The 19160-nt window shown below is 67.0% G+C and carries 9 protein-coding genes; 7 read left to right on the forward strand and 2 right to left on the reverse strand.

The window, feature by feature from the left end; all coding sequences use genetic code 11:
- The first annotated feature begins 9 nt into the window (after nt 1–9).
- Nucleotides 10–1152 carry a hypothetical protein gene (locus ACKN61_RS10160; protein ID WP_408953357.1) on the forward strand — a complete coding sequence of 381 codons (1143 nt, stop codon included), beginning with the start codon at nt 10–12 and terminating at the stop codon, nt 1150–1152.
- Here the strand turns inward: ACKN61_RS10160 and ACKN61_RS10165 are convergent.
- Nucleotides 1139–2866 (reverse strand): cyclic peptide export ABC transporter, encoded by a 1728-nt coding sequence (locus ACKN61_RS10165; RefSeq protein ID WP_408953358.1) that lies wholly within the window; start codon nt 2864–2866, stop codon nt 1139–1141. The genes ACKN61_RS10160 and ACKN61_RS10165 overlap by 14 nt on opposite strands.
- Nucleotides 2863–5406: a penicillin acylase family protein gene (locus ACKN61_RS10170; protein WP_408953359.1), complete on the reverse strand. Its 2544-nt coding sequence runs from the start codon at nt 5404–5406 to the stop codon at nt 2863–2865. The genes ACKN61_RS10165 and ACKN61_RS10170 overlap by 4 nt, the downstream gene beginning before the upstream one ends.
- A 1249-nt stretch (nt 5407–6655) precedes the next feature.
- On the opposite strand from ACKN61_RS10170, the gene ACKN61_RS10175 reads away from it, so the two are divergent.
- From ACKN61_RS10175 to ACKN61_RS10200, 6 genes are all read left to right on the forward strand, one after another.
- On the forward strand, nt 6656–8275 hold the full coding sequence (locus ACKN61_RS10175) for a fatty acyl-AMP ligase (protein WP_408953360.1): 1620 nt from the start codon (nt 6656–6658) through the stop codon (nt 8273–8275).
- A 119-nt stretch (nt 8276–8394) separates the two neighbouring features.
- The gene (locus ACKN61_RS10180; RefSeq protein WP_051885037.1) at nt 8395–8658 is read left to right on the forward strand and encodes an acyl carrier protein; all 264 of its coding nucleotides are present in this window, start codon (nt 8395–8397) and stop codon (nt 8656–8658) included.
- 105 nt (nt 8659–8763) lie between these two features.
- Complete coding sequence (gene metX / locus ACKN61_RS10185) at nt 8764–9894, forward strand: homoserine O-acetyltransferase (RefSeq protein ID WP_408953361.1); 1131 nt, start codon at nt 8764–8766, stop codon at nt 9892–9894.
- Entirely contained in the window at nt 9884–11005 is a 1122-nt protein-coding gene (locus tag ACKN61_RS10190) for a hypothetical protein (protein ID WP_223619450.1), read from the forward strand. Before metX ends, ACKN61_RS10190 begins: the two co-directional genes overlap by 11 nt.
- A gap of 70 nt (nt 11006–11075) precedes the next feature.
- Complete coding sequence (locus ACKN61_RS10195) at nt 11076–17486, forward strand: amino acid adenylation domain-containing protein (RefSeq protein WP_408953362.1); 6411 nt, start codon at nt 11076–11078, stop codon at nt 17484–17486.
- Between the two features lie 68 nt (nt 17487–17554).
- A complete protein-coding gene (locus tag ACKN61_RS10200; protein WP_408953363.1) occupies nt 17555–19147 on the forward strand; it encodes an MBL fold metallo-hydrolase in 1593 nt (530 codons plus the stop codon).
- Nucleotides 19148–19160: the final 13 nt, after the last annotated feature.

The raw sequence follows: 19160 nt of genomic DNA on the forward strand, positions 1-19160 counted from the left end.
AGCCACGCCATGAACCTCACCCGACTTGCCGCCGTCACGGCCTTGCCCGTCCTGCTCGCCTGGGCGGCGAGCGGCGCATCGACGACGGTCCCCGCCAGCGGCCCGGTCGCGGCCAAGGCGGTCAACGATGCGCTCGGCGCGTCGCTGCGCGCCGACACGCCGACCGCGCTGAGCACCTTGAAGGCGGCGCCGCTGGAGGAGTTCAACGCCAAGGACGCCGCGTTCCGCGCCTGCATGCTCAGCCGTCACGACCGCAGCACGCCGCCGTACCTGGCCGGCACCGTCGCCGACCCGTTCGCGCGCAGCGTGCTGGAGGTGTATCAGCGCTATTGGTGGAAGGCGTTGCGCGACCCGGCGGTGCGTCCGGCCGAAGAGGCGCGCTTGAAGACGGATCTGGCCGCGCTGATCGGCGAGTCCGCGCCGGCACCGACCGAAGAAGCTTTCGAAGGCTTGAACGAACGCATCAACGTCGAACTGCGCAAGCGCGGCTTTCATCCGCTGCAGGGCCGCACGCCGCCGTTGTACGACCTGATGCTGTGGGGCCGGCAGGAGGAGCGGCCTTACACCGTCGATCTGCCGAGCGGCGAGCAGCAGCCGGTGAAGGTGTTCGTGATGGACGGTTGGGTCAGCCGCGGCTGGGCCCACTACACCTCGTGCGAGCGCACCGGCGCGGCCGGATGGGCCAAGCCCGAGGGTCTGTACGCGGTGCGCAGTTCCTACGGCGACATGAAGGGCGAAGACTTCCGGGTCAGCTTCCTCGGCCACGAGGCCCAGCATTTCGCCGACATGAAGCGCTGGCCGGAGATGCCGGCCTGGACCCTGGAGTACCGCGCCAAGCTGGTCGAACTGGCCCAGGCCGATACCACCCGCGAGAAACTGCTCGACCGTTTCTATCGCAGCCAGGACGACGAACCCGATCACCCGCATCCCTACGCCAACAAGCGCGTCACCGCCGAGGTGGCGACGAAGCTCGGCCTGGCCGCCGACGCCGATCTGCGCAAGGCCGATCCCGAAGCGGTGCGCCGCACCGCGCGCGAAGTGCTGATCGCCGACACCCAGCGGCGCGAGGCCGAGGGCGATGCGAAGACCGGCGAGGTTAACAGCGGCGAGGCGAAATCGGCCGCGGCCGCGGCGCCTGTCAGCCGGCCATGACGAAAGCTTGCGCGCGCGGCGACGGGAGTTCCTGCGCCGCGCGCGTCTCGCGACGCTCGACCCGGGCGACGCGGCCTTCCTCCATCACGATCAACTGGTCGGCGACATCGAAATAGCGGTCGTCGTGGGTGATCGCGACGATCGCCTTGCCGCGCGCCTTCAGCGCCGGAAGGATCTCGTGATAGAACACGGCCTTGAAGGTCGGGTCCTGGTCGGCGGCCCATTCGTCGAACAGATACAGTTGCTTGTCGTCGATGATCGAGGCCAGCAGGGCCATGCGCCGGCGCTGGCCGTCGGACAGAGCGAGGGTGGAGAAGCGGCCGTCGCGGTAGCTGACCTTGCGGTCCAGGTGCAGGGCCTTGAGGTAGTGGTCGACGGTCGCCTTGAGCTGGTCGTCGTCGGCGCCGAGGATCTGGTCGAACAGGTGATAGTCGGAATAGATCGCGCTGACCGACTGCCGGTAGGTGCCGATCGAATCGTCGCTGACGGCGTGCTCGCCGAAGCGGATGGTGCCGCCGACCGCGCGGTAGTGCAGGGTCAGCAGCTTGCTCAGGGTCGACTTGCCCGAGCCGTTGCCGCCGACGATGAAGCTGATCTCGCCCTTGCGGAACTCCAGGTCGAGCGGGCCGACCCGGAAGCCGTCGTCCTTGTCGTCCTTGCTGCCGTGGCGGTAGCTGACCTGCTCGAAACGCACGCTGTCCCAGTCGCGCGCCGGCTCCTGCACGGTCGAGATGGTCTCCTGCGGGATCTCCTCGAACAGCTTGGCCACGCGCTGGATCGACACGCGCGAGATCGAGATCTGCGGCAAAAAGCCGAGGATCGCCGAGATCGGCCCGGCGATGTACAGCAGCGCCATGATCACCCCGATCAACTGCTCGTTGCTGATCGTGCGGTAGTTGACCACGATGAACACGATCGAACCGATCACGAAGAAACTCAGCAGGTCGCCGTAGTTGCTGGCCGCGCGCAGGATCGTATAGCCGGTCTTCTCGTCCTTCTGCACCGAGCGTTCGCAGTGCATCAGCACCTTGTCGAAGAAGGCCTCGCGCTTGGCGTCGTCGAGCTTGAGCTCCTTGATGCCGTGGATCAGGCCCTGGATCGATTCCTGCAGGTGGTCGAAATGCTGGCGCGCGCTGTTGAAATAACGCCCGCCGATCAGCATCGGGATCTGGTAAGTGACCACGCCGAAGGCGATGCAGCCGAGCACGAACCAGAACAGATCGGCGTTGAGCACCAACAGGAAACCGAGCATGCCCAGCAGCATGACCAGGTTGATCAGCATGTCCGGGAACATGCGCGCGCCCAACACGATGCGCGGCACGTCCGAGGTCAGGGCGGCGATCAGCCGCGAGTGGCCGATTTTCTCCAGCGCCGACAGCGGCGCCTGGGCGATGCGGTCGTACAGGCGGGTGCGCAGGCTGGAGGCGACGTCGATCGCGACCCGGGTCAGCACCACCTGCGACAAGGTCCGGGTGATCAGGATGAACACGCACACCAGGGTGAACACCAGGGCGAACGGGGCGTTGGCGATCTCCAGCGAGAACAGCCGGGTCGGCGCGGCCGCGATCGTGTGCAGGCGCGGGTCGCCTTGCTTGAGCACGTTCATCACCAGCGGGATCAGCAACGAATAGCAGATGCCCGACAGGCCGCCCAGCAGGATCGAGAAGAACACCTTGTTGGGCGCGCGGCGCGAATACTCGGCGAACAATTTCATTCGGCGGCTCCTGTGGCCCGGCCTGCGCGGGGCGCGGCGGCGGGCCGGTCGTAGCTCGCCTCCAGCCTGCGGTATTCGACATTGCGGAAGGCTTCGACGCTGTCGTCGTAGTGCGGGCTGAACACGTTGCCGGACTGGCCGGTGGAGTTCATGTAGTGGTGCTGCACCGCGTCGCGGCGCAACGCGATCACTTGCCGGAAGCCGGCGCCGAAGGCCTGCAGATAACCGTCCGAGCCGGCGTAGGCGGCGCCGGCGACGTTGACCGAATTCGGCGAGCCGCCGTTGCCGACGCGGCGCTCGAACAGTTTGTCGAACGGCTTCCACTGGCTGAAGGGCGTATGCCGGTACACGGTGTGCTGGACCTCGCCCCAACGCCAACTGTCCATGCTCCAGTCGCCCTTGAGCTTGTACAACTCCCACAACGCGCGTTCCTGCGAGGCTGCCAGGGCCTGGTCGCAGGTCTCGCGTGCGGCGGTGGCGGGGCGGTCGCACCAGCCGGCGCCGTCGGCGCGCAGCAGCGCGGTCAGCTGATCCAGGCCGACGCCTTCGACGAGTCCGTCGAGGACGTCTTCGCCCTCGGTCTCGCCCCAGTTCGCCTGCAGGCGGTCGGCGTAGACGCGCTCGCGGAAGTGCCGCATCCAGGCGTGGAAGATCGCCGCGGCCTGACTGTCGGCGCGCATGTCGCCGTTCCAATCCTTGAGGTGGCGGGCCGCTTGTGCGCGGTGTTCGCCCATCTTGTCCGGGGCGTTGCTGTCCGAAAGCCTGCTGTCGGAGAGCCTGCCGTCGGAGAGTTTGGAAAGACGCTTGCGCAACTCGCCGATCAGCGCCGCCGCTTCCAGGTCGAGGGTGTCGGCCTGGATCCGCTGCATGTCGGCCACGCCCAGGCGCTTGCCGGTGTCGATGCGCTCGCGCAGCAAATGCTCGATGCGGCGCGCGCGCGCCGGCGAAGCCCAGTCGTGCGAGACGAAGTACGGGTAGCCATCGCCGGCGACCTTGTTGTTGGCGGTGACGATGTAGCCCGACGGCGGGTTGTAGCTTTGCGGCCATTGCGCCGGCGGCACTTCGCCGGACCAGCCGTAGGCTTCGTCCCAGCCCGGCGAGGGCAGGGTGCCTTCGCCCTGTTTGCGCAGCGGCAGGCGGCCGGCGCCGAGGTAGCCGATGTTGCCCTCGCGGTCGGCGTAGACCATGTTCATCGCCGGGGCGACGTGGAAGGCCAAAGCCTGGCGGAAGCCATCCCAATCCTTCGCATAGCCGAGGCGGAAGAACGCCTCGTAACTGGTGTCGCCCGGGTCGAGGCCGGTCCAGCGCAGCGCCACCGGTTGATCGAACACGCCGTAGCGATCGCTGATGATCGGCCCGTGCCGGGTCGAGCGGACCTTCAATGCGACCGGCGCGTACTGCTCGCGCAACTGCCGCGGGAAATCGGCGCGTACCTCGATGCGCTCCTCGCGCACCGCGAACGCCTGCCAACCGGCGCCGGTTTCGTAATGCTCGCTGCCGCGGTCGACGCGCTCGAAGAACAAGTCCTGGGTGTCGGCCATCATATTGGTGCCGCCCCAGGCGAGGCGCTCATTGCGTCCGAACACCACCACCGGCAGGCCGACCAGGCTCATGCCCGAGGTTTTCAGCCCAGGCGCCTGGATGCTGAGCGGGTACCACAAGGACGGAATCTGCAGGCCGAGATGCGGATCGTTGGCGAGCAGGGCGGCGCCGTCGGCGGTCAGGCGACCGGCCACTACCCAGGCGTTGCTGCCGGTGTTCGGCACCGTCAGGCCGTAATCGCGTTGCAACTGCGATTGCAGGCGGCCGATCGAGGCCAGCGGCGCGGCATTGCGTGCGCCCAGCGCCGCCACCGTGGTCGGCGCATCGGCGGGGTAATCGGGGAAGAACGGTTTCAGCTGCGTTTCGTCGAGGCCGCGCTGGGCGACGTAGCGTGCCAGTTCGCGTTGGAAATTGCCGCCCAGGTCGAGTGCGAACATCTTGATCCAGGCCAGCGAGTCGCGCTCGGTCCAGCGTTCCGGCGCGATGCCGAACACGCGGAACTCGCTCGGCAGCGGGTGGCCTTCGCCGATCCAGGCATTGATGCCGGCGGTGTAGGCGGTCAGCGAACGCTGCGCCTGCGGGCTCAGTGCCGGCCACGCCGTGGCGGTGGATTCGTACAGGCCCAGGGTACGGAACCAGACATCGGTGTCGACGCTGTCCTTACCGAATATCTCGCTGACGCGGCCGCGCGCCAGGCGCCGCTGCAGTTCCAACTGCCACAGACGGTCTTGCGCTTGCGCATAGCCGACCGCGAAGAAAGCGTCGTCGTCGCTCGCCGCCTGGATGTGGACCATGCCGTCGGCATCGCGCCGGATCGTCGCCGGTGCCGTTGCGCCGCGGCTGAGCTGCCCGCGGCTGATCTGCAAGTTCGCCGTTTGCGGCAGGCTCGCTTTCAGCGACGACCAGGTCCAGACCGAAGCGGCCAGCAACGGTACGACGACGATGGCCAGGAACCGCGAGGCGAGCGGAAAGGAACTGAATAATGCAAAAAACTTCACCGATGCTCTCGCCATGATCGTGAAGGGGACGACTCCTTGTCTCCGCCGTCGACGCCGTCCCCACGGAGTGTCGATGCGTGCGTTCCATTGCGGCCGCGGCTGTCGGCCGCGGCCTGCATTCCCGTTTGGGAAGGCTGGCGCTACCGCAGCGCCAGTTTCGCAGCCGGCGCGGTCGTCGCGATGACGCCGATGCGCGCAGCACGGGCGCCCACCAAGCGTCACGGCCCGGCTTCCTCGGCTCGGCCATGTTGGCGACTCGGCGTAGCACCCGACGAGACGCGGCCGTCGCGGCGGGCGACAACGCTGGGCCCGTGCGAGTAGCTAACGTCGCGTTCGCCTCAATCAGGCCAAGCAGGCCAGACCAATGTCCCGGCATGCCCGCCCGCGACCGATCGATGCCATCGATGCCAGTCGTGTCCTGTGCATCCCCCGGATGCCGTTTGCTGTGTTTCGGATATTTCCCTGTTCCTTGGGGTTTCGATCCTTTCTTTGCAGATTCTTGAGTGCGATCACGTTGTCGGCTATCGCAATGATCATGCGCCTATGGCGTCCCCGGACCCTTGCTGATAGGTGGCGATCGAATCGACGAGAACAGCTGTCGATGAAAGACCAACGTCACACAGCAATAGCTTAATGAGGATGTCGCGTCAATAAAATGACTCTCGCTCATGTAGGTGAATCGAGTTGGCGAAAAATTCGCCAGTGCACTCGAAAGTGGTGTTTTCCCTGGGGATTTGCCTAATACATCGCCTTCACATCGGCTCAGGGCGCGTGCATTGAAGTGTGTAGGTTGCACGTACCTGGCCGTATTTTTTATGTGACTGCGTTTCAGTTTCGTGTGGTTGTAGAGACCAAGTGCACAGATTCCATACGTACATTTGACGCGCTTGAGACGCCAAGCGTATAAGCCTCGCGAGGGCCGATTACGCAAGATGCAGTGGCAAGCGTCATGGGCCCCGGAGATGCGCGGATCGCGTTGACGACCGTCGCAACGAGTGCGAACCAGCGCCATTAGGCTCGCACCGTCCGAACCGAATCGGTTCGGACTCAGGGGGAAATCGAAAGGAAGTACCAGCGGCGGCGCGCGTGTTTCGCGCGCCGATGGAGAGTTGTTGGTCCGCATATCGCATGAAGCGAAGCACGCCAGACATGGGGTCTTCGAACGGAAGCAGTTCAGTCAAGCAAAGGTTTGCTCAAGGAAGTCAGTGTGCAAAGTTTTCCCGAGATCATGCTTCACCGTGCCCGAACCATGCCCGACGCCGTGGCCTGCCGCTTTTTCAAGGGCGCCTCGTTGGAGCCGGAGGTATTCACTTTCGGCGGCCTGTTCGAGCAGGCGGCCGGCCTGGCGGCGCGATTGCAGCAGCGCGGCCTGTCGGGCCAGCGCGCCGTGTTGGTGTGCAAGTCGCAACAGAGTTTCGTAGTCGCCTTCTATGCCTGCATGCTCGCCGGCGTGGTCGCGGTGCCGTCGGCGCCGCCGCGCCGGCAGGTGATGCAGAGCCGCCTGCAACTGATCGTCGGCGACGCCCAGGCGCGCGCGCTGCTGTTCGACGGCGACGAATTGCTCGATACCGAGCTCGAATTCGATGGCGAGCGACTGCTCAAGATCGACCTGCGCGAACACGACGCGGCCGGTTTGCGCGCCGATGCCGCGCAATGGACCCAGGCCTTCCCCGAACCTTCGGCGCACGCCTTCTTCCAGTACACCTCCGGTTCCACCGGCGACCCCAAGGGCGTCGTGGTCAGTCACGGCAACCTGGTGCATAACTGCGCCGCGATCCAGGACGCGATGGAACTGTCGCCGGACTCGGTGCTGTTCACCGCCTTGCCGCTGTTCCACGACATGGGCCTGGTCGGCGGCGTGTTGCAGCTGATGTACAGCGGCTGCCCGGCCGGCTTCATGTCGCCGTCCGAGTTCGTGCAATACCCGGAACGCTGGCTGCAGATCATTTCGAAGTTCGGCGTCACCGTCAGCGGCGGCCCGAACTTCATGTACGACCTGGCCGGGCGCGCGATCAAGCCCGAACAGATCGAAGGCGTCGACCTGTCGTCGTGGCGCGTCGCGTTCTGCGGCGCCGAGCCGATCCGCGCCGCCACCGTGGCGCGTTTCGCCGAACGTTTCGGCGAGTATGGCTTCCGCGCCGAATCCTTCTACCCCTGTTATGGCATGGCCGAGTCGACCTTGCTGATCACCGGCGTGCGTTGCGGCACCGCGACCGCGGTCGATCGCCGCGACGGCGCGGCCGTGGTCGGCTGCGGCACGCCGCGCGTCGGCATGCGCCTGGTCGTCGTCGATCCGCACACCCACCGCCTCGTGGCGGACGGCGAGGGCGGCGAGATCTGGGTGCACGGCGCCAGCGTCGCGCAAGGCTATTGGCGGCGTCCCGAACTCAACCGGATCGCCTTCCATGCGCGCATCGAGGGCGAAGCCGAGACGGTGGCGCCGGGCGGTTACCTACGCACCGGCGACCTGGGTTATCTGCACGACGGTCAGTTGTTCGTTACCGGCCGGCTCAAGGACCTGATCATCGTCAACGGCCGCAAGTACGTGCCGCAGGACATCGAAGACGAATGCGAGCAGAGCCATGAAGCGCTGCGCCAGTCCGGCGGCGCCGCGTTCGACGTCGCCGAGGGCGACAGCGGCCGATTGGTGGTCGTGTTCGAACTCAAGCGCGAATGGCTGCGGCGCCATCCGCAGTGGAGCGATGTGATCGGCTCGATGCGCGCCTCGGTCAATTCCGCCTATGGCTTGCCGGTGTCCGAGGTGGTGCTGATCAAGCCCGGCACCTTGCCGCGCACCTCGAGCGGCAAGGTGCGGCGCAACCAGTGTCGTATGGATTATCTCGCCGGTGCCTTGCAGCGCGCGGGATGACCGACCGGCCCCGCAGAGGGCCACGCGGACCGCGTCCGCGATAACAACAAACGTAACGCCAGTGAGTGCAGCGCCGGTCCTCGCGGACCGGAAGACATGGAGCAGTTGGGGGTAGGGCAATGAGCAAGCGTGAACCGTGGTTGATCGATGCGATGGCCGAAGTGCTGGAGGTGGACCGCTCGCAGTTGTCGGCGACCGAGTCCTTCGCCGAACTCGGCGTGGATTCTTTGTTGGGACTGCGCTTGACGCGCAAGTTGGAAGACCTGCTGGGCAGCGAAGTCGAACTGGAATGGTTGTTCGACCACCCCAGCGTGCGCCAACTCGCGTGTTTTCTCGACGAGCGCTTCGGCGAGATGGATGCCGCGCCCGTCGGCCCGGGTTGAAGCAGCCGACCCGACGAACCAAACCCTCCGCAGGCTGGTCCATGGACGGTTCCGCGATCCGGAACCGAGCGGCCTGCTCAACGCGTCACGAAAGGAATCAGCGACATGAGCGAATTTCCGGTATCGCCCGCGACTCGCCACTGGCATAGCGCCGCGCCGCTCGCGCTCGAACTCGGGCAGAACCTGCCCGGCTACACCCTGGGTTATCGCACCTGGGGCCAGCTGTCCGCGGCCGGCGACAACGCCGTCATCGTCTGCCACGCCCTGACCGGTTCGGCCGACGCCGCCGAATGGTGGGAGCCCTTGTTCGGCGCCGGCAAAGCACTCGACCCGCACCGCGATTTCATTGTCTGCAGCAATGCGCTCGGCAGTTGCTACGGCAGCACCGGGCCGGCCTCGCCGCATCCCGACGGCGGTTACTGGGGCACGCGCTTTCCCAAGCTGACCATCCGCGATCAGGTCCGTGCGCAGATGGCCTTGGCCGATGCGCTCGGTATCCGCCGCATCAAGTTGGTGATCGGCGGTTCGATGGGCGGCCTGCAGACCCTGGAATGGGCCTTGCTCGATCCGCAGCGGGTCGAATCGATCGCGGTGATCGCCGCGAGCGCGCGCCACTCGGCCTGGTGCATCAGCTGGAGCGAGGCGCAGCGCCTGTCCTTGCGCGCCGATCCGAAGTTCCGCGGCGGCGACTACCCGCGCGAGGACGCGCCGCATGCCGGCCTCGGCGCGGCGCGCGCGATCGCCATGGCCACTTATCGCAGCCCGGCCTCGCTCGACGACCGTTACGGGCGCGCCAACGGCGCGGCGGTGTTCGATGTTCACGCCAAGCTTCCCGACGACTTCGCCGTGCGCGGCTGGATGCAGCATCATGCCGAGAATTTCGTCCGCCGATTTGACGCCAATTGCTATCTGGCGCTGATCGATGCGATGGATCAGCACGACGTCGGCCACGGTCGCGGCGGCGTCGACGCGGCCCTGGCGAGCATCCGCCAGCCGGCCCTGATCGTGGCCATTTCCAGCGACGGCCTGTATCCGCCGGCCGAGCAGGAACTGCTGTGCGAATCGATTCCCGGCGCGCACTTCCTCGAGATCAACTCGCGCCACGGCCACGACGGCTTCCTCATCGATGCCGCCGCGATGGAGCGCAGCATCGCCCAATTCCGCGGCGTAGCCGCCACACCGGGCCACGGCGCCCGCTTCATCAACGCAGCGGAGGTCGCAACTTATGCTGGCTGATTACTCGCCCGTACGTATCCAAGCCCGCAACAGCGTGGTCGACGCCCACCGCGTCGACCTGGTGCTGATCGGCGCCCGCGGCAAAGTCGGCAGCGCCTTCCGGCGCCAGCTCGGCAATCGCCAACCGGCCTTGTTGTCGGAAGCCAATCTCGATCTGCGCCTGCTCGCCGGTTTCGACCGCCGCGGCTTCGCCTTCGACACCCACGGCATCGTCCCGGAGTCGATCGACGAGCACATGCCCGAGCGCGGCGCCGACGACGTCGAACGCCTGATGTCGCACGTCGGCCGCCACGGCGGCGTGCGCACCCTGGTGGTCGACTGCACCGCCAGCGACGAGATCGCCGATTTCTATCCGCGTTTGTTGCTGGGCGGCATGGGCATCGTCGCGGCCAACAAGCGCGCCAACGCGCGCAGCCTGTCGAGTTATCGCGACCTGCAGCACGCCGCGCGCGAACGCGGCGTGCCCTACCGCTACGAGACCACGGTCGGCTCGGCGATTCCCTTGCTCGGCCCCTTGCGCGACCTGCGCCTGCGCGGCGAGCGGGTGATCTCGGTGCAGGGCGTGCTGTCCGGCTCGCTGAGCTACATCCTGCATCGCATGCACGAAGGTTGCCTGTTCTCGGCCGCGGTCGCCGAAGCGCGCGCGCTGGGCTATACCGAGCCCGATCCGATGGAAGACCTGCGCGCGATCGACCTCAGCCGCAAGTTGCTGGTGCTGGCGCGCGAGGCCGGTTTCGCGATGGAGCTCGAAGACCTGGTGATCGAGCCCTTCGCCGATCTCGACATCGCCTCCGACGATCTGATCCCGGCCCTGCAGGTCGCCGATGCCGGCTGGAAGGCGCGCATCGCCAGCGCCCTGGAGCAGGGCGAGCGCTGGGTGGTGCTGGCCGAGGCCAGCCGCGAAGGCGGGCGCATCAACCTGCGCCGGGTGCCGGCGCACTCGTCGTTCGCGCAGCTCGAACCGGGCCAGAACCTGATCTCGATCCGCACCGAACTGCAGGACCGCATGCCGCTGTGCGTCAGCGGCCCGGGCGCGGGCGTGGAGATCACCGCCGCCGGCGTGCTCAGCGACGTGGTCGCGGCCGCGGCGCACTGGACGCGCCAGGACTGAGGCGCAGCGACACAGGACCGCCGGTCGCGAGACCGGCTTCGGCAGGACGCGAATCGACAGGACGCGATAGATGAATTTGGAGAGGGCCATCGACATGGAGCGAAACGAGGACATGGACGCCTGGTTTCCGCTGTCCGCTGCGCAGCAGGGACGGTGGTTTCTGTACCGTTTCGACCCGGCCGGGCGCGGCAACCACAACAACGTGTTCGCCGTGGCCTTGCAGGGGCGGATCGAGCCGTCGGCGATCGCGCGTGCGTTGGAGACCCTGGCCGCGCGCCACCCCATGCTGCGTGCGCGCGTGCGTTGCCTCGACGGCCGCGAGCCCGAGCAATGCATCGCGGCCGGCGCGCAGGTGCCGCTGTCGATCGTCGATGCCGCCGGGCTCGACGAGGACGAGTTGAGGGCGCGGGTCGGCGACGACGCGCTGGCTGCGTTCGACGACGAGCGCGCGCCGCTGGTGCGGGCCGCCCTGTATGTGCGTGACGCGCGCGATGCGCGCGAATCGGTGTTCGTGCTGGCTTTCGATCATTTGATCTGCGACGGCTGGTCCTACTGGCGCCTGCTCGAAGAATTCGGCGCCTTGCTGTCGGGCACCGCGACCGAAATCGAGCAGAGCGCGCCCGCCGCCGGTTATCGGGACTACGTCGCCTGGCAGCGCGATTGGCTCGGCAGCGCCGAGGCCGAACGTCAGTTCGCCTATTGGCAGGACCGCTTCGCCACGCCCGCGCCGGTGTTGGACCTGCCGAGCGACCGTCCGCGTCCGGCGCGGCCGAGCGGCTTGCAGGCGGTGGTCTCGCTGTCGCTGTCGGCGGCGACCACCCAGGCCCTGACCGCCCTGGCCACACGCCAGGCCGGCACGATGTTCACCACCTTGTTGGCCGCCTATCAGATTCTGTTGCACCGCCTCAGCGGCCAGGACGACATCGTCGTCGGCTCGCCGATGCCGGGCCGCAGCCGCCCGCAGTGGGACGGCGTGGTCGGCGACTTCGTCAATATGGTCGCGTTGCGCGCCGGCTTCGCCGAACGCCAGAGCGTGGCCGACGTGCTGCGCCTGGCCCGCAACGCCGCGCTCAAGGGCATGGCCCAGCAGGACTATCCGTTCTCGCGGCTGGTCGACCGCCTGCACGCCGGCCAGGACCGTGGCGAGCATCCGCTGTTCCAGAGCGTGTTCGTGTTCCAGAACGCGCGGCGCAGCAAGGATCTCGCGGCGCTGTGGAAGGCCGACGAGTCCGATGCGCCGGTGGCGCATTGGGGCGAGATCGGCCTGCGGCCGTTCCCGTTGCCGCAACGCCTCGGCAGCGACCGCATCGGCCTGGCCTTGCAGGCGATGGAATTCGACGACGGCCTGCGTTGCGATTTCGTCTACGACATCGATCTGTTCGACCGGGCCACGGTCGCGCGCTATGCGCAGTGCTTCGAGGTGCTGCTGGCGGCGATGATCGCCGACCCGCAATGCCCGGTCGCTCGTTTGCCGCTGCTGTCGGCGGCCGAGCGCGAGCACGTGCTCGAAACCTTCAACGACACCGGCTTCGATTATCCGCGCGAAAGCCTGCTGCATCAGCCGTTCGAGGCGCAGGTGCGGGCGACGCCGGAGGCGACTGCGGTGGTCTGCGATGGCGAGCGCCTGAGCTACGCCGAACTGAACCGCCGCGCCAACCGCATTGCTCATCGTCTGCTGGCGTTGGGCGTGCGGGCGGACGATCGGGTTGCCTTGTGTGTGGAACGCGGTACCTCTTTGGTCGCAGGCGTACTCGGCATCCTCAAGGCCGGCGCGGCCTACGTGCCGCTGGACCCGAACTACCCGCCCGATCGTTTGGCCTACATGCTCGCCGACAGCGCGCCGATGGCGTTGTTGAGTCAGACGTCGCTGAGCGGTTTGCTCGGCGAGGTCGAGGTGCCGGTGTTGTTCGCCGACGATGCGGCTTTGGCCGATCAGCCCGAGCACGACCCGGTTGTCGACGGTCTGACTGCGCGTCATCTGGCCTACGTCATCTACACCTCCGGTTCGACCGGCCAGCCCAAGGGCGTGGCGATCGAGCATGCGAACGCGGCCAATTTCGTCGCCTGGGCCAACGCCAACTTCAGCGCCGAACAACTGCGCGACACGCTGTTCTCGACCTCGATCAACTTCGATCTGGCGGTATACGAGTTGTTCGCACCGCTGAGCATCGGTGCCACGATCACGGTCGTGCGCGACGTGCTCGCGACCGATCCGGCCAGCCCGCTGAGCCTCATCAACACCGTGCCCTCGGGCATCAACGCCTTGCTGCAGAGCGGCGGGGTGCCGGCGACCGTGCGCACGGTCAACCTGGCCGGCGAGCCGCTCAAGCGCGCCTTGGTCGAGCAGATCTTCGCCCGGACCGAGGTGGCGATGGTCGCCAACCTGTACGGCCCGACCGAGACCACGACGTACTCGACCTGGGTGGCGATGGACCGTGCCGACGGTTTCGCCTCGCACATCGGCAAGCCGGTGGCGAACACCCGCATCTATATCGTCGACGCGCACCTGGAGCCGGTACCGGTCGGGGTGGTCGGCGAGCTGTATATCGGCGGCGAAGGCGTGGCCCGCGGCTATCTGCACCGTCCCGAGCTGACCGCCGAGCGTTTCGTCAACGATCCTTTCGTCGCGGACAAAACCGCGCGGATGTACAAGACCGGCGACCTCGGTCGCTGGCGCGCCGACGGCACCATCGAATACCTGGGCCGCAACGATTTCCAGGTCAAGATTCGCGGCTTCCGCATCGAGCTCGGCGAGATCGAGACCAGGCTGGCCGCCTGCGACGGCGTGCGCGAAGCAGTGGTGGTGGCGCGCGAAGGCGAGGGCGGCGACAAGCGCTTGATCGCTTACGTGGTGCCGCAGGACGGAATCGAACTGTCGACAGCGCGCCTGCGTGAGCAGCTGTCGCGCAGCCTGGCCGAGTTCATGCTGCCGAGCGCCTTCGTGACCTTGGCGGCCTTGCCGCTGACCCCGAACGGCAAGCTCGACCGCAAGGCGCTGCCGGCGCCGGGCGAGGACGCGGTGATCCGCCGAGAGTTCGAAGCGCCGCAGGGCGAGACCGAGACCGCGCTCGCGGCGATCTGGTGCGAGCTGCTCGGCCTGGAACGGGTCGGCCGCCACGACCAGTTCTTCGAACTCGGCGGACATTCCTTGCTGGCCTTGCAGGCGGTGTCGCGGATCCGCCAGACCATCGGCGTCGATATCGCCCTGCGCGATCTGTTCGCGCGTCCGACCCTGTCGGCGTTGGCCGCGCATGCCGAGGCGCTGGAAGCGCCGCGCGTGGCCTCGTTCGAGCCGATCGCTTCGGTCGCGCGCGACGGCGTTCTGCCGCTGTCCTGGCCGCAGCAGCGTTTGTGGTTCCTCAATCAACTCGACGCCGCCGCCGGCGCCGCCTATCACATGTGCGCGGCCCTGCACGTGCGCGGCAAGCTCGACCGCGGCGCCTTGCAGGCGGCGCTGGATCGGGTCGTGGCCCGTCACGAAAGCCTGCGCACGGTATTCGTCGAAGAGCAGGGCGAGCCGCGCCAGTCGATCGGCCCAGCCGATACCGGTTTCCAACTGGCCGATCACGACCTGCGCCATCTCGACCCCGGTTCGCGCGCGCTGGCCGCGGCCGAACATGGCGCCGCCGAAGCGGTGGCGCCGTTCGACCTCGGCAGCGGGCCGCTGATCCGCGGCCGCTTGCTGCTGCTGTCCTCGGACGAGCACATTCTGCTGTTCACCCAGCACCACATCATTTCCGATGGTTGGTCGATCGGCCTGCTGGTCAAGGAAGTCAGCGCGCTGTACGCCGCGCTGCGCCAGGGCCAGGCCGATCCGTTGCCGCCCTTGTCGATCCAGTACGCCGACTACGCCGCCTGGCAGCGCGAGCAACTGCAGGGCGAGCGTCTGCGTGAGCTCGGCGAGTTCTGGCGCGCGCAATTGCGCGGCGCGCCGGTGTTGCTGGAACTGCCGACCGACCGGCCGCGCCCGCCGGTGCAGAGCTATGCCGGCGACAGCGTGCCGCTGGTACTGCCGGCCGCGCTCAGCGCCGCTGTGCGCACCTGGGCGCAGGGGCAGGGCGCGACGGTGTTCATGGCCTTGTTGGCCGCTTGGTCGACGTTGTTGTCGCGCCTGAGCGGACAGGACGAGGTGGTGGTCGGCACGCCGGTGGCGAACCGCCAGCATCCGCAGACCGAGCCGCTGATCGGCTTCTTCGTCAACGCACTGGCCCTGCGCGTGAGCCTGCGCGACGACCCGAGCGCGGCGCAGCTGCTGGCGCGGGTGCGTGCGGTCGCGCTCGACGCCTACGAGCATCAGGACCTGCCGTTCGAGCAGGTCGTCGATGCCTTGCAGCCGGCGCGTACGCTCAGCCACAGCCCGTTGTTCCAGGCCATGTTGTCGCTCGACAACACGCCCGGTGGCGCGACCCTGAACCTGCCGGGGCTGAGCCTGAGCCCGCTGGCGACGGCGCAGACCACCACCCGTTTCGATCTGTCGCTGGCCTTGAGCGAATCCGGCGCCGAGATCGTCGGCGAGCTGGAATACGCCACCGATCTGTTCGAGCGCGAGACCATCGAACGCTACGCCGGCTACTTCGTCCGTCTGCTCGAAGCCATGGTCGCCGACGCGCAGGCCCCGGTCGCTCGCCTGCCGTTGTTGTCGGCGGATGAGCGCGCGCACGTGCTCGAGACCTTCAACGACACCGGCTTCGACTATCCGCGCGAGCGCCTGCTGCATCAGCCGTTCGAAGCGCAGGTGCGGGCGACGCCGGACGCGACCGCGGTGGTCTGCGGCGACCAGCGCCTGAGCTACGCCGAACTGAATCGCCGTGCCAACCGCATCGCTCATCGTCTGCTCGCGCTCGGTGTGCGCGCCGACGACCGTGTCGCGATCTGTCTCGAACGTGGCCCGTCGCTCGTGGCCGGGGTGCTCGGCATCCTCAAGGCCGGTGCGGCCTACGTGCCGCTGGACCCGAATTACCCGCCCGATCGTCTGGCTTATATGCTCGCCGACAGCGCGCCGATGGCGCTGTTGAGTCAGACGTCGCTGAGCGGCTTGCTCGGCGAAGTCGAGGTGTCGGTGTTATCCGCCGACGATGCCGCCTTGGCCGATCAGCCCGAGCACGACCCGGTCGTCGACGGTCTGACTGCGCGTCATCTGGCCTACGTCATCTACACCTCCGGTTCGACCGGCCAGCCCAAGGGCGTGGCGATCGAGCATGCGAACGCGGCCAATTTCGTCGCCTGGGCCAACGCCAACTTCAGCGCCGAACAACTGCGCGACACGCTGTTCTCGACCTCGATCAACTTCGATCTGGCGGTATACGAGTTGTTCGCACCGCTGAGCATCGGTGCCACGATCACGGTCGTGCGCGACGTGCTCGCGACCGATCCGGCCAGCCCGCTGAGCCTCATCAACACCGTGCCCTCGGGCATCAACGCCTTGCTGCAGAGCGGCGGGGTGCCGGCGACCGTGCGCACGGTCAACCTGGCCGGCGAGCCGCTCAAGCGCGCCTTGGTCGAGCAGATCTTCGCCCGGACCGAGGTGGCGATGGTCGCCAACCTGTACGGCCCGACCGAGACCACGACGTACTCGACCTGGGTGGCGATGGACCGTGCCGACGGTTTCGCCTCGCACATCGGCAAGCCGGTGGCGAACACCCGCATCTATATCGTCGACGCGCACCTGGAGCCGGTACCGGTCGGGGTGGTCGGCGAGCTGTATATCGGCGGCGAAGGCGTGGCCCGCGGCTATCTGCACCGTCCCGAGCTGACCGCCGAGCGTTTCGTCAACGATCCTTTCGTCGCGGACAAAACCGCGCGGATGTACAAGACCGGCGACCTCGGTCGCTGGCGCGCCGACGGCACCATCGAATACCTGGGCCGCAACGATTTCCAGGTCAAGATTCGCGGCTTCCGCATCGAGCTCGGCGAGATCGAGACCAGGCTGGCCGCCTGCGACGGCGTGCGCGAAGCAGTGGTGGTGGCGCGCGAAGGCGAGGGCGGCGACAAGCGCTTGATCGCTTACGTGGTGCCGCAGGACGGAATCGAACTGTCGGCAGCGCGCCTGCGCGAGCAACTGTCGCGCAGCCTGGCCGAGTTCATGCTGCCGAGCGCCTTCGTGACTTTGGCGGCCTTGCCGCTGACCCCGAACGGCAAGCTCGACCGCAAGGCCTTGCCGGCGCCGGGCGACGACGCGGTCATCCGTCGCGATTACGAGGCGCCGCAGGGCGAGGTCGAGACCGCGCTTGCGCAGATCTGGTGCGAGCTATTGGGCCTGGAACGGGTCGGTCGCCATGACCAGTTCTTCGAGCTCGGCGGCAGCTCGCTGGTCATCACCCGGCTCGGCTTCGAGATCCGTCAGCGCTACGGCATCAACGCCAACGTCGGCGAACTGTACGGGCGCCAGGCCTTGAAGGACATGGCCGCGTTCGTCGAACAGCAGTCGCCGCGCCTGCGCCGCGAAGCCGACGACGCCACCGTCATCGAGTTCGACTTGTAGACGCAGACGCGAATACCGCAACACGCGAACGATCACCTTCTGGAATGGAAACGGCAAGGAACATGAGCATGCAGCAGCGCTACTACCTCAGGGAAAACGTCTATTTCGAGCCGCTGGTTCTGAAGTGGTACGCCTGGCCCTATCTGCTGCCGCCGGTCAGTGCGGCGATGAACATCACCGGCCGCAGCCTGCGCCTGATGAAGTCCTTCGTCGCCAATCACCAGTTGCATCTGGCCGCGAGCAAGAACCCGGAGTTGTCCGGCGGCGACTTCGTCAATTGCAGCGAAGACCAGCTCGACAACGTGCGCGGCCTGATCCACGACATCGAACACACCCACCAGGACTACCTGGACCTGCGCAAGGCGGTGGCGAAGCTCAACGAAATGCTGGAACAGGCCAAAGGCCTGTCGCTGGAGCCGCTGTACGCGCAAGTGCCGGAAGCGCTGCGCGGTTACGTCGAGCTGATCTACGACATGAACCACAACGCCTCGTTCCGCCTGATCGAAGGCTTGATCTACGAGAGCCCGCTGTACAAGCCGTTGGCGCAGAGCGTCTCGCTGGGGCTGCTCGGCAAGGTCAAAGAGCGTCCGTTCGTGCTCAGCTCGCCGCGCCTGCCCGACGAGAATCATCTGCACGTCGAGGTGCCGTTCGCCCACGACTTCATCGACGGCCTGTTCGCCGCGCGCGGCACCCCGATCGAGCGCGAGCAGATCGACCGTTTGTTCGAAGGCGTGGGCCTGCAGGGCGGGCTGACCGTGGACGAACTGTTCACCACCGAGCCGCCGCGGGTCACCCGCGCGCCGTTGGAAGGGCGCCTGCGGGTCAGCTACCTCGGCCATGCCGGCCTGCTGCTGGAAACGGACCGTACCAGCATCCTGGTCGACCCGATCATCGCCGTGCGCGACGAGGCCAACGGCGACCGCGTGCTGAGCTTCAGCGAGCTGCCCGAGACCATCGACTACGTCTGCCTGACCCATACCCACATGGACCATGTCTGTGTGGAGACCCTGCTGCAGCTGCGCCACAAGATCGGCGAGGTGCTGGTGCCGAAGAACGGCGGCGGCAGCATCGTCGACCCCTCGATCAAGCTGATGCTGCAGACCATCGGCTTCAAAGTGCGCGAGTTCGAGGACATGGAGACGCTGGACTGCGTCGACGGACGCATCCGCGCCATCCCCTTCCTCGGCGAGCATGCCGACCTGCACATCCGCTCCAAGACCGCGTGGTACTTCGAGTTCGCCGGGCAGAAGATCTTCTCCGGCGCCGACTCGTCGAGCCTGGACGAGCGCATGTACGAGCGCATCCAGAAGGTGATCGGCCACATCGACCTGCTGTTCATCGGCATGGAGTGCGTGGGCGCGCCGATGAGCTGGCTGTACGGCTCGCTGTTCACCAAACCGATTCCGCGCGAGATCAACGAGTCGCGCCGCTTTAACGGCTCCGACTGCGCCTCGGCGCAGAAGATGATCGAGATCTTCAAGCCCTCGCAGGTCTATGTCTACGCGCTCGGCATGGAGCCGTGGTTCAAGTACTTCATGGGCATGGACTACACCGAAGACGCGCGCCAGATCCAGGAGTCGAGCCAGTTGCTCGAGTTCTGCGCAGGCCGCCAGGTGCAGTCCGAGCGTTTGTTCGCCAAACACGTCTGGAACTTCAACTGATACGCACGCCGCG

It is taken from the genome of Lysobacter sp. Hz25 (assembly GCF_046097045.1).
In the GTDB taxonomy this organism is placed as follows: domain Bacteria; phylum Pseudomonadota; class Gammaproteobacteria; order Xanthomonadales; family Xanthomonadaceae; genus Lysobacter; species Lysobacter antibioticus_B.

Excerpts from the sequence above, each read along its gene's own strand:
- ACKN61_RS10180 (WP_051885037.1), top strand. The coding sequence starts at position 8,395 with ATGAGCAAGCGTGAACCGTGGTTGATCGATGCGATGGCCGAAGTGCTG.
- ACKN61_RS10195 (WP_408953362.1), top strand. The coding sequence starts at position 11,076 with ATGAATTTGGAGAGGGCCATCGACATGGAGCGAAACGAGGACATGGAC.
- ACKN61_RS10200 (WP_408953363.1), top strand. The coding sequence starts at position 17,555 with ATGCAGCAGCGCTACTACCTCAGGGAAAACGTCTATTTCGAGCCGCTG.
- ACKN61_RS10160 (WP_408953357.1), top strand. The coding sequence starts at position 10 with ATGAACCTCACCCGACTTGCCGCCGTCACGGCCTTGCCCGTCCTGCTC.
- metX (WP_408953361.1), top strand. The coding sequence starts at position 8,764 with ATGAGCGAATTTCCGGTATCGCCCGCGACTCGCCACTGGCATAGCGCC.
- ACKN61_RS10175 (WP_408953360.1), top strand. The coding sequence starts at position 6,656 with ATGCCCGACGCCGTGGCCTGCCGCTTTTTCAAGGGCGCCTCGTTGGAG.
- ACKN61_RS10190 (WP_223619450.1), top strand. The coding sequence starts at position 9,884 with ATGCTGGCTGATTACTCGCCCGTACGTATCCAAGCCCGCAACAGCGTG.
- ACKN61_RS10165 (WP_408953358.1), bottom strand. The coding sequence starts at position 2,866 with ATGAAATTGTTCGCCGAGTATTCGCGCCGCGCGCCCAACAAGGTGTTC.